Genomic DNA, 12363 nt, shown 5'->3' on the forward strand with positions numbered 1-12363 from the left:
CCACGTTTCTCTTTCTTCACAATATTCAATTGTCAAATAACAGACAGCCTCTTCAGCCGTCGACAAAACCCGTTCCAAACTCGCGCCCAGAACACAAACCAGCAATCCGCTAATCCGCTTGAGTTTCTTCAGAACGAAAGACTTCGTCGCCAGCAGCGCCGCCGCCCTCGTTCAGTGAGTGGGCTTATAGAACTAACCCATTAGAACAGTCAACAGGGCTTTTTGAAAAAATTGATTTTTCTTTCAGGTCATTGTTTTTCCAGACAAAATTTCGGGCGACGCTCAAATGCGGTCATTTCCCGGATTCCGACCGGCCTTACACGGCCAGGAAAGTTGAACGTCTTTCGGCTTTTCGTGGAAACAACGCTCTTTTGTCTCCTGCGCCCCGACATCATCACAATCTGCTGGTCTTAAGAGACACATGATTCACACAGGCAAATGCAGGCAAACTGCCTTTTCCTGAGTGATTTGACTTCCATGCCCAAAATATGCACATCTTTTGCCCCAGCCAGGATGGCCGATACATGCTCCCACAGACGCCTGATGTAAGGACGCGGACCCGACTGCCATGATGACGGAGAAAATGATGATCCGCTCGTTGGGCAACGAGCCTCCGCTTCTGGCCGACGGCAGGCGCGCGCCCGACCGCCGCGAGGTTTCCTTGCGCTGGCTCTCGGGCACGTTCCTCACCGGCATTACATCATCCGTCCTGATGGGTGTCGCCCTTTTTGCCGCCCTTGATGGCCGCCAGCAACTGGCGATCCCCGCCGAAGCCTATGCCAGCGTTGCGGCGGACGCGCATGAGGATACGACGGTGGTCCGTGGCGGCCGACTGGTCGCGCCCGCCATTGCCGCAAAACCGTCCGACCGTGCCATCATGGAAGTTTCAACCGTCGTCCACGACGGCGAAAAGGAAGTGGTGCGCCGCCAGCCCTTCGCGCATGTGAAGATGACGCTGGCCGCCAATCATGTGGCGACGGAGGACTATCCCGACTTCGATCCCCTGGCGATCTTTTCCGCCGACGAACCGCAGCCCGCGCCGCAAAGCCGCACCGGCGCGCTTTACGGCTCCGATGTCGAATCCGAAGTCAGCCTGAAGACCATTCCGTTCCCGACCGGCAAGACCAGCATGCAGATGGCATCCGGCCTGTCGCTCGAAGAGGTCGAAGAGAATGTGCGCTCCAACGGCTCGGTGCTGACCGACGGCAATACTCAGCTCGCAGCGCTTTATTACGTCGATCCGCGTCGTTTCTCCAACGAGGATGCCGATGTCGATCTGACCGCCGGTCTGTCCGCCCGCGTGCTCGAACAGAACATGACGGTCTCCGCATCGGAATCGATCACGCCGCAGACCGAAGAATTCGCCGACGACATCCTTCCCGTGCGCGTCGACACGCCGATCGCCAAGGCGCTGACGGATTCAGGCTATCCGCAGCAATATGCCGATGGCATTGCCGGCTATATCGCGCAGCAACTGGGTTCCAGTGATCTCGACAAGGGCGACGTGCTGCGCATCGGCATCATTCAGAAGGGCGAACAGGCAAAAATCATCCGAGCCAGCGTCTATCGTGGCACGCGCCATCTCGTCACCGTGGCCGTCGACGATAAGGGCAGATATGTGCCCGGCAGCGAGCCGCCGATGCTGGATGCCATCGCCACCGCCTTCGATGACAATTCCTTCGCACCGCCCCCCGGCCAGAACCTGCCGCGCGTCTATGACGGGATCTATCGTGCTGCCCTTTCCTACGGCATGACCAAGGATATGACGGCGCTGATCATCAAGCTGCTCGCCAGCAATGTCGATTTCCAGGCGCAGCTGAGGCCGACCGACAGTCTCGAGGCTTTCTTCTCCGTCGCCGACAGCGCCGGTCAGGCGACCGAGGATTCCGAACTGCTCTATGTCAACGCCCGTTTCGGCGACACGCAGACGCGCTTCTACCGCTTCCAGGACCCCGACGACGGCACGGTCGATTATTTCGACGAGAACGGCAAGAGTATCCGCCAATTCCTGCTGCGCAACCCGGTGCCGAACGGCATCTTCAAATCGGGCTTCGGCATGCGCCGCCACCCCATCCTCGGTTTTGCCCGCATGCACACCGGCGTCGATTGGGCAGCGCCGCGCGGCACGGCGATCATCGCCGCCGGCAATGGCACGGTCGAAAAAGCCGGCTGGGATTCCGGCGGTTACGGCAATCAGACGATCGTCCGCCATGCCAATGGCTATGAATCCTCCTACAATCACCAGAGCGCCATCGCCAAGGGCGTCGTCCCCGGCGCCAAGATCCGCCAGGGCCAGGTGATTGGCTGGGTCGGCACGACGGGCGAATCCACCGGCCCGCACCTGCATTACGAGCTGATCGTCAACGGCACCAAGGTCGATCCGCTGCGCATCCGCCTGCCGGGCGGCAAATCACTGCAGGGCGAGGCGCTGGCGAAATTCGAAGACGAGCGCAAGCGCATCGATACGCTGCTGAACAACCAGACGCCAGACCAGGTGGCGAGCAAGTAGCGTCCATCTACGCTGCTTCCCCTCCAACAGACGCCTCGGCGACTGAACGAAAAATGGCGGCCGAAGCCGCCATTTCTCATTCATCCGGCAAACCGGTTTACGCCGCTTCGCTCACCGTCTGCCTCGTCCTGAACTGCAGCCGGTCCGAACCGCTCGTCACCTTTACCGTCGATCCGTCAGGCACCTGGCCCGACAGGATCTGCTCGGCCAGCGGATCCTGCACGAACTTCTGGATCACCCGCTTCAGCGGCCTTGCGCCGTAGACCGGATCGTAACCCTTGTTCGCCAGCCAGTGGCGGGCTTCCTCGTCGAGATCGATGACGATCTTGCGCTCGGACAGCAGGGCCACCAGCCGCTTCAGCTGGATATCGACGATTGCGCCCATCTCCTCGCGCTTCAGGCGATGGAAGAGGATGATCTCGTCGATGCGGTTCAGGAATTCCGGCCGGAAATGCCCGCGCACGACCTCCATCACCTGCTCGCGAACTGTGTCGCTGTCGTCGCCGTCCCTCAGCTGCGTCAGATATTCAGCACCGAGGTTCGAGGTCATGATGATCATCGTGTTGCGGAAATCGACCGTCCGGCCCTGGCCGTCCGTCAGACGTCCGTCGTCCAGCACCTGCAGCAATATGTTGAAGACGTCGGGATGCGCCTTTTCGATCTCGTCGAACAGCACGACCTGATAGGGCCTGCGGCGCACGGCTTCCGTCAGCGCTCCGCCTTCGTCATAACCGACATAGCCGGGAGGTGCTCCGATCAGCCGGGCAACGGAGTGCTTCTCCATATATTCCGACATATCCATGCGCACCATCGCCGTTTCGTCGTCGAAGAGGAAGCGGGCCAGCGCCTTGGTGAGCTCCGTCTTGCCGACGCCGGTCGGGCCGAGGAAGATGAACGAGCCGATCGGCCGGTTCGGATCCTGCAGGCCGGCGCGCGCGCGGCGGACGGCGCGCGACACGGCCTGAACCGCATCGCCCTGACCGATCACCGATTTCGCCAGTTCGTCTTCCATCCGAAGCAGCTTGTCGCGTTCGCCCTCCAGCATCCTGTCGACCGGAATGCCGGTCCAGCGGGACACGACATGCGCGATATTGTCGGGGATGACGACCTCCTGCACCATCGCGCCGCGGTCGCCATCCTGCTTCTCGGCATCGACGAGCTGCTTTTCAAGGTCGGGAATGACGCCGTAGGTCAGCTCGCCGGCACGCTGGAATTCGCCTTTGCGCTGGGCGATCGCCAGTTCGTTGCGGGCATCGTCGAGCTGCTTCTTCAGATCGGCGGCAAGGCCGAGTTTCTGCTTTTCCGCCTGCCAGCGGGCCGTCAGCGCATCGGCCTGTTCCTCGAGATCGGTCACTTCGGTTTCCAGCCGCTTCAGACGGTCGGCGGACGCGACGTCCGTTTCCTTTTTCAGCGCCTCGCGCTCAATCTTCAGCTGCATGATGCGGCGGTCGAGTTCGTCGAGCTCTTCCGGCTTGGAATCCACCTGCATGCGCAGCCGCGCCGCCGCCTCGTCCATCAGGTCGATCGCCTTGTCGGGCAGGAAACGGTCGGTGATATAGCGATTGGAAAGTGTTGCCGCAGCCACCAGCGCCGCATCGGCGATGCGCACCTTGTGATGCTGCTCATATTTTTCCTTCAGGCCGCGCAGGATCGAGATCGTGTCTTCGACCGTCGGTTCGTCGACGACTACGGGCTGGAAGCGGCGGGCAAGGGCCGGATCTTTCTCGACATGTTTGCGATATTCATCGAGCGTGGTCGCGCCGACGCAATGCAGCTCGCCGCGGGCAAGGGCGGGCTTCAGGAGGTTGGAGGCATCCATCGCCCCATCCGCCTTGCCGGCGCCCACCAGCGTGTGCATCTCATCGATGAACAGGATGATCTCGCCGTTTTCCGCCTGGACCTCATTGAGCACGGCCTTCAGCCGCTCCTCGAATTCGCCGCGGTATTTCGCGCCGGCAATCAGCGCGCCCATGTCGAGCGCCATCAGCTTCTTGTCCTTGAGCGATTCCGGCACGTCACCGTTGACGATGCGCAGCGCCAGGCCCTCGACGATCGCCGTCTTGCCGACGCCGGGTTCGCCGATCAGCACAGGATTGTTCTTGGTGCGGCGCGAAAGCACCTGGATGGTGCGGCGGATTTCGTCGTCGCGGCCGATCACCGGGTCGAGCTTGCCCTCGCGGGCTTCGGCAGTGAGATCGCGTGCGAACTTTTTCAGCGAGTCGAAACCCTGCTCGGCATTGGAGGAATCCGCCGTCCGACCCTTGCGGATGTCGTTGATGACCTGGTTGAGGCCCTGGGCCGTCACGCCTGCGTTCTTCAGCGTCGAAAAGGTTGAGGCCGAGGATTCGATCGCCAGCGCCTGCAGCAGGCGTTCCACCGTGACGAAGCTGTCGCCAGCCTTCTTCGCCGCTTCTTCGGCGGTCGAAAGGACCTTGGCGAGTGGTTGTGCCAGATAGATATTGCCGTTGCCGCCGGAGATTTTTGGCAATTTGGCGAGAGCCGCATCATTGGCAAGGCGGGCGGCCTTGGCATCGCCGCCGGCGCGCTCGATCAGCGACGCCGCCATGCCCTGATCGTCGTCGAGCAGGACTTTCAGCACATGTTCCGGCGTAAATTGCTGGTGACCCTGCGCCAACGCATAGGTCTGGGCGGACTGGATGAAACCGCGCACCCGCTCCGAATATTTCTCGATATTCATATTTTACCTCCATAAATCGCCCTGCCCTGACGAGGCGCAGACCGATGATTGAGATCGACCCCCTGAAAAGGCAGGTCGCGCTTTGCCCGTAAGGGATTCGGGCGAAGCAGTTCGAAGAGAATATGGTAGCCTGTCCTGTGAGTTTAAAGAGCCCATAAAATGAAAATCCCCGGCACAAGGCCGGGGATTTTCAAGCTAATTCGAGTAGATGGCATCTACGTCACGCTCTCCCCTGCAGGGGAAGCGAAATCCTCATTCCGATGCGACGTCAGCCAGCACCGGCGCCTCGGCAGAGGCGCCCTCGCCTTCAGCGGCGGCTTCTTCGCCCTCAGCACCGCGACGCGGGCGACGGGGACGGCTGCCGGTGCTGCGGCGGCGGGGCTGGCGTTCGCGCGGCTGGCCGCCGGCACCTTCCTCGTCCATCGCGACTTCAGCCGGAATGCCTTCGATCTCCGGCTGCGGGCCGGTTCCGTCAATGACCTCGGACTGGGGTGCCGGTGCAGGCGCCTGAGCGGCTACCGGCTTCGGCTGTGCCTGCGGCTGGTGTTGTCTGCTCTGCTGCGGCTGGTGCGGCCTGCTCTGCGGCGGCTGGACGATAACGACATCCTCGCCGTCATTGTCATTCTCGTTCTCATTGTTATCCATATCATCGCCGTCGCGGTCCGCACCGTCGCGATCATTGTACTCGCCGCGGTCGTCGCGCTGGAAGCGTTCCTGCATCTGCGCCTGGGCGCTGGCGATGATACGATTGTAATGTTCGGCGTGCTGGAGATAGTTCTCCGCCATCACACGATCACCGGAGCTATGGGCGTCGCGGGCCAGCTGCGCGTATTTTTCGGCGATATGCTGCGCCGTACCGCGAATCTTCACATCGGGGCCGGAGCTGTCATAGCTCCGGGTGAGCGGATTGCCGCCCTTGCGGTTGAAATTGTTGTTATTGTTATTTCCACCGCCGCCGCCACCGCCGCCGCCGTTATTGTTACCACGCCCTCGACCGCGCTTGTTCTGCTGTCCTGGCCTCATAGATCGTTCACCTGAATTCTCTGTTTGTGATGGATACATGGCACCAACCGCCATGACCGGAAACCGGGTCAGGACCTTTGTGCCGCGAGCATACTGCGCCTTTGCGCCGACCTGCCGCTTGGTTCTCAAGTCAGTTTGACTGATTCACGCATTGGGTCGTGTTCAACCGCTGAAACTCTCGTTTAAAAGAGCGGACCCCCGAGGCAAACCAAGTACCGAACGAATCTCGTTCATTCCTATCTGCCCAACACGTTACCGCAACCTATATTGCTTCACCGGGAAATCCAAGCCTTTTCTTCGCAATAACAATAATGTCCTGTTCAATGCCGCATTATCGTCTCTCACGCGAGCGCGAACACGAGCACCCTGTCGTTCTGACCATAATCTTTCACGGATTTGAGGCACCTGAAGCCTTTCGCTTCAAAGATCGCCGTCACGTCGTTACGCTGATCGTAGCCGATCTCCAGTCCAACGACCCCATCGGGCCTGATGAACCGTGCCGCATCCTTGGCGATGGCTTTGTAAGCGTCAAGCCCATCCGGGCCGCCATCCAGAGCCGCAGCCGGATCAAATTTCGTCACTTCGGGAGCGAGATCGTGAATGACATTGGAAGCAATATAGGGCGGATTTGAGACAATCGCGTGAAACGATCCCTGGATGTCCTCAAACCAATTCGACTGTACGGCCTCAAAACGATCCTGCAACCCGTTTCTTTCTGCATTCGATCTTGCCGTCAAAAGTGCATCCGCCGATATGTCGCTGCCGACACCTGACGCATCAGGACATTCGCTCAAAAGCGCAAGGCATATCGCCCCGGTCCCGGTTCCCATGTCAAGGATATGGAGACGGTTTTGCGCCTTTGCAAGGTCTTCGAGATAGACGAGAACCGTATCGACCAGGATTTCCGTATCCGGCCGCGGTTCCAGCGTTTCAGCCGAGAGCCGCAGCGGCAGGCCGTAGAATTCCCGCTCGCCGAGAATGCGATGGACCGGCTCATGACCGAGCCGCCGCTCCAGCGCCTTGAAAATCACTTCGGCCTGCTCAGGAGAAAGCCTCTCGGCCGATCGCGTCAACAGCTCGGTCGGCGACAATTTCAGAAGGCCGGCGACAAGCAGCCGCGCATCGGTCGCCGGGTCGACGATACCGGCTTCGGTGAAGCGACAGCGCGCTTCGACAAGCATATCGGCGACCGTCGAGCTCATTGTTGCTCGCCGAGCTGCGCCAGCTGGCTGGCCTGGTAGTCGGCCATCAGCGCGTCGACGACCTCCTCGATCTCGCCTTCCATCATTCGGTCAAGCTTATAGAGCGTCAGATTGATGCGATGGTCCGTCACCCGCCCCTGCGGGAAATTATAGGTTCGGATGCGTTCGGAGCGATCGCCGGAGCCGACCTGGCTTTTGCGATCGGCAGAGCGCTCGCTATCGGCCCTCTGCCGCTCGGCATCGTAAAGCCTGGAGCGCAGCACCTGCATCGCCTTGGCGCGATTTTGGTGTTGCGATTTTTCCGAGCTGGTGACGACGATGCCGCTCGGCAGGTGGGTGATGCGCACCGCCGAGTCCGTCGTGTTGACGTGCTGGCCGCCAGCACCCGAAGAGCGCATCGTGTCGATGCGGATATCTTCAGCCCGGATCTCGATGTCGATCTCCTCGGCCTCAGGCAGCACCGCCACCGTCGCAGCCGACGTATGGATGCGCCCGCCCGCCTCGGTTTCCGGCACGCGCTGGACGCGATGCACGCCGGATTCGAATTTCAGCTTGGCAAAGACGCCCCTGCCGGTGATCGTCGCGATGATTTCCTTGTAGCCGCCGGCTTCGCCCTCGCTCGCCGAGAGCACCTCCACCTTCCAGCCCTTTTCCGCCGCAAAGCGCTCGTACATGCGAAAGAGATCACCGGCGAAAAGGGCGGCTTCCGAGCCGCCCGTGCCGGCGCGGATTTCGAGGATCGCGCTCTTTTCGTCCGCTGCATCCTTCGGCAGAAGCAGGATCTGCATCTCCTGTTCCAGCGCCTCGATCTGCTCTTTCACCTCGGGCAGCTCCAGCTCGGCGAGGTCGCGCATCTCGCGGTCGACCGACCTGTCCTCGAGCAGCGTTTCGAGATCGGCAAGCTCGGCGACCGCCTTCTCATAGACGCGGATCTTTGTCACGACAGGCTGCAGCTCAGAATATTCGGATGCGAGCTTCACATAGACATCGGCAGCCGGGCCAGCCGACATGCGCGCCTCGATCTCGCTGAAACGACGTTCCAGCTCGCGCATCTTTTCAACGGGAAGCTTCGCCACCCTTCACTCCGATTCTTCTTAATCTCTGTCTAAAGGGGAATATTGTGGCTCTCGGCAAAGCGGGCAAGCACCTCGCGCATCGGCATCAAGGCGTGATGATCGTCCAGCACCTCGTCCATCGCCTTCGTCAGCGCCCCGACATCGAGCCCGAGCAGCATCGCCTTCACCGGTCCGATCGAGGCCGGCGACATCGAGATCGAGCGGAAGCCAATGCCGAGCAGCGCCATCGCCGAGATGGGTTTGCTGGCGAGCTCGCCGCAGAGCGTCACCGGCGTCTTGTTCCGCTCCGCCCCGCGCACGATATCGCGCAGGATGCGCAAAAACGGCTTGCCGAGCGGATCGAAGCGGTCCGAAACCCGTGCGTTGCCGCGATCGACCGCCATCGAGAACTGGAAGAGGTCGTTCGAACCGACCGAGACGAAATCGACCGCCTCCATCAGTTCGTCGAGTTGCCAAAGCAGCGCCGGCACCTCCAGCATCGCCCCGAATTGCAGCTTGCGCGGCAACCCGTGGCCGAAGCGCGAGAGATGCTGCACTTCCTTCTGCAAGAGCTCGCGCACCATCTTCAACTCGGAAACCTCGGTCACCATCGGCACCATCAGCTTCAGCTCGGTGTCGGCCGATGCCTTCAGCAGGGCGCGCAACTGGGTGCGCAACAGTCCCGGCCGGTCGAGCGACAGCCGGATGGCGCGCCAGCCGAGTGCCGGATTTTCTTCCTCATGGCCGCGGAAATAGGGCACCACCTTGTCGCCGCCGATATCGAGCGTACGGAAGGTGACGGTGCGGCCCGCCGCCTGTTTTATCACATTGCGATAGAACTGCTCCTGCTCGTCCGCCTTTGGCATGGTGGAGGCGATCATGAACTGCAGCTCGGTGCGGAACAGGCCGATGCCCTCGGCACCCGATTCCGAAAGCTGCGGCAGGTCGACCAACAGCCCGGCATTCATCATCAGCGAGATCCGCTGCCCATCCCTGGTCACCGGCTCGACGGCGCGCAGCGCGCGGAATTGTTCCTGCCGCCTGGCGCGGAAGCGGACCTTTTCCTCATAGGAACGCCGGTGATCGGCCATCGGCCGCAGATGCACATGCCCCTCGTCGGCGTCGATGATGACAGCATCGCCATTCTCGGCGAGCGCCACCACACCCGCCGCCTGGCCGATGACGGGAATGCCCATGGCGCGCGCGACGATCACCACGTGGCTCGTCACCGCCCCTTCTTCCAACACCAACCCACGCACATTGGCACGCGGATAATCGAGCAGCTCGGCTGCCCCCATGGCGCGCGCCAGGATGATCGCGTCGCTGGGGAAACCTTCGGCGGTCGTCCGGCCGGTATAACCCGTCAACTGTCTGAGCAGACGGTTCGCCAGATCCTCGAAATCATGCATGCGTTCGCGCAGATAAGGGTCGGTCAACCGCATCATCCGCGCCTTGGTGTCGCTCTGCACCTTCTCGACCGCCGCTTCCGCCGTCAGGCCGTTGCGGATCGCCTCCTCGAGCTTGCGCACCCAGCCCTGGTCATGGGCGAACATGCGATAGGTTTCGAGCACCTCACGATGCTCGCCCTCCATCGAGACGTCGCGACGCGACAGCATGTCGTCGATCGAAATCCGAAGTGAGCCCATGGCCTCGGCCAGACGCCGGATTTCCTTCTCGGCATCTTCGTTCAACAGATTGGTGACGACGATGCGCGGCTCGTGCAGCACGACGTAACCGAGGCCGATCCCGTCATTGTAAGTGTCGCCGTCGACGGTCACCGAGCGTGTCAGGTCGAGTTCGAGGCCCGGCTTGGTGATCTTCTTGAGCTCGCCGGTGGCGATCATCTCGGCAAGCACCATCGCCGTCGTCTCGAGCGCTTCCAGCTCTTCCTCGCGATAGTTGCGGCTCGCCTTGTTCTGCACGACGAGAACGCCGAGCGAGCGTCCGGTCCTGAGGATCGGCACGCCGAGGAAGGAATGGTAGATTTCTTCGCCCGTTTCCGGCAGGTAGCGGAAAGCAGGGTGCGACTGCGCGTCGGAAAGGTTCAACGGCTGGGCCGAAGCCGCGATGGTGCCGACCAGGCCCTGCCCCATCTTCAGTTGCGCCAGATGCACGGCCTCGCGGTTGAGGCCTTCGGTCGCGTAGAGTTCGAGTACGCCGTCGGCGCGCAGCACATAGACGGAGCAAACCTCCGCCACCATATTGCCGGCGATCTGGCGGACGATCCGGTCAAGACGCTCCTGCGGCTCCAGCGGCTCCGCCATCAACTCGCGCAGCCGCCTGAGCAGCACGCGCGGACCGCCGGAAAGGTCTCTCATGGCGTCTCAAGCTCCCGAAACAACGCACTCAGTCCCGGCAGGCCGGCCCTCGTCTCCTCAACCTGAAGGGGCAGGCCGCCCACTGGGAATCAATTCTTATCCAGACCGTAGCAGGAATGCAAAGTCCTGACAGCGAGTTCTGCATAGGGACCGTCGATCAGGATGGAAATCTTGATCTCGGAGGTGGTGATCGCCTTGATGTTGATGCCTTTTTCGGCAAGTGCACGAAATGCGGTCGCGGCCACGCCCGCGTGGCTGCGCATGCCGATGCCGATGACCGATACTTTCACCAGCCCCGATTCGTTCTGCACGACATCGTAGCCGATCTTCTCCTTATGGTCGCCGAGCACCTTGATCGCCTTCTCGACGTCGCCTGACGGCACGGTGAAGGTCATGTCGGTCTTCGACCCGTCCTCGGAGATATTCTGAACGATCATGTCGACATTGATATGGGATTCGGCGAGCGGCCCGAAGATCGCCGCGGAAACGCCCGGCCGGTCGGCAAGACGGCGAAGCGAGATCTGAGCCTCATCCTTGGCATAGGCGATGCCGGTGACTACTTCCTGTTCCACGATTTCATCCTCGTCACAAATCAGCGTTCCGGGTGGGTTCAGCAGATCACCCATGCCCGGAGCATCGGGGTCTTCGAATGACGAGCGCACGAAGGTGCGCACCTTGTGCACCATGGCAAGCTCGACCGAGCGCACCTGCAGTACCTTGGCGCCGAGCGAGGCCATTTCCAGCATTTCCTCGAAGGCGATCTTCTTCAGCCTGCGCGCCTTCGGCACGATGCGCGGGTCGGTCGTGTAGACGCCGTCGACATCGGTATAGATATCGCAGCGGTCTGCCTTGACAGCTGCCGCGATTGCGACGGCCGAAGTGTCCGATCCGCCGCGCCCGAGCGTCGCGATGCGGTTGTCGGGTCCCAACCCCTGGAAGCCGGAGATGACGGCGACCTGCCCCTCGCCCATGCGTTTGACGATATCAGAGCCGTCAATCTCCATGATCCGTGCCGCGCCATGCGCGTTGTCGGTGCGGATCGGGATCTGCCATCCCTGCCAGGAACGGGCATTGATATCCATCGCCTGCAATGCGATTGCCAGCAGCCCCGAGGTCACCTGCTCGCCGGAGGCGACCACCGCATCATATTCCCGCGCGTCGTAAAACGGAGAATTGGCGCCGATCACCTTCGGCGTGCCCTGGACCCAGCCAACCAGTTCATTGGTCTTGCCGGACATGGCCGACACCACCACCGCGACCTCGTGCCCGGCGTCGACTTCGCGTTTTACATGGCGGGCAACATTCTTGATGCGGTCCAGGTCAGCGACGGACGTGCCGCCGAATTTCATTACGATGCGTGCCATATGCCTCTACCACGACTGGCGCCGGGAAAGCGGAAAACCGGACCCGGCATCACGAAAGCTCTGGGGCAGACCGCTTGGCCAAAGAGCCGGATTCCCAATTTCCGGAACCGCTCTAAGCCCAGGTCCCCAAAGGCCCCAAGTTGCGGCGTCTCTTAGCGAGTTTGGCCGGGGGAGGCAAGCGCGGGGATAAAAGC

At 61.4% G+C, this 12363-nt stretch carries 7 protein-coding genes; 1 reads left to right on the forward strand and 6 read right to left on the reverse strand.

All coding sequences use genetic code 11. From position 1 onward, the window contains the following. Window positions 1-568 precede the first annotated feature (568 nt). Window positions 569-2509, forward strand: a complete 1941-nt coding sequence (locus tag ELH03_RS19305; protein WP_128403908.1) for a M23 family metallopeptidase — start codon at window positions 569-571, stop codon at window positions 2507-2509. Window positions 2510-2606: 97 nt separating this feature from the next. On the opposite strand, the gene clpB is transcribed toward ELH03_RS19305, so the two are convergent. The 6 genes from clpB to ELH03_RS19335 form a co-directional block, all read right to left on the reverse strand. Then, window positions 2607-5207, reverse strand: coding sequence for an ATP-dependent chaperone ClpB (clpB, locus tag ELH03_RS19310; RefSeq protein WP_128403907.1), 2601 nt, complete (start codon window positions 5205-5207; stop codon window positions 2607-2609). Window positions 5208-5459: 252 nt separating this feature from the next. Continuing rightward, window positions 5460-6230 (reverse strand): DUF4167 domain-containing protein, encoded by a 771-nt coding sequence (locus tag ELH03_RS19315; protein ID WP_128403906.1) that lies wholly within the window; start codon window positions 6228-6230, stop codon window positions 5460-5462. Window positions 6231-6571: 341 nt separating this feature from the next. After that, window positions 6572-7432 carry a peptide chain release factor N(5)-glutamine methyltransferase gene (gene prmC / locus ELH03_RS19320; protein ID WP_128403905.1) on the reverse strand — a complete coding sequence of 287 codons (861 nt, stop codon included), beginning with the start codon at window positions 7430-7432 and terminating at the stop codon, window positions 6572-6574. Continuing rightward, the gene (prfA, locus tag ELH03_RS19325; RefSeq protein ID WP_097622052.1) at window positions 7429-8508 is read right to left on the reverse strand and encodes a peptide chain release factor 1; all 1080 of its coding nucleotides are present in this window, start codon (window positions 8506-8508) and stop codon (window positions 7429-7431) included. Before prfA ends, prmC begins: the two co-directional genes overlap by 4 nt. A 29-nt stretch (window positions 8509-8537) precedes the next feature. Then, complete coding sequence (gene ptsP, locus ELH03_RS19330) at window positions 8538-10805, reverse strand: phosphoenolpyruvate--protein phosphotransferase (RefSeq protein ID WP_128403904.1); 2268 nt, start codon at window positions 10803-10805, stop codon at window positions 8538-8540. Between the two features lie 89 nt (window positions 10806-10894). Beyond that, complete coding sequence (locus ELH03_RS19335) at window positions 10895-12169, reverse strand: aspartate kinase (RefSeq protein ID WP_011653679.1); 1275 nt, start codon at window positions 12167-12169, stop codon at window positions 10895-10897. Window positions 12170-12363 lie beyond the last annotated feature (194 nt).

Source organism: Rhizobium beringeri (assembly GCF_004306515.1).
GTDB classification, from domain to species: Bacteria; Pseudomonadota; Alphaproteobacteria; order Rhizobiales; family Rhizobiaceae; genus Rhizobium; species Rhizobium beringeri.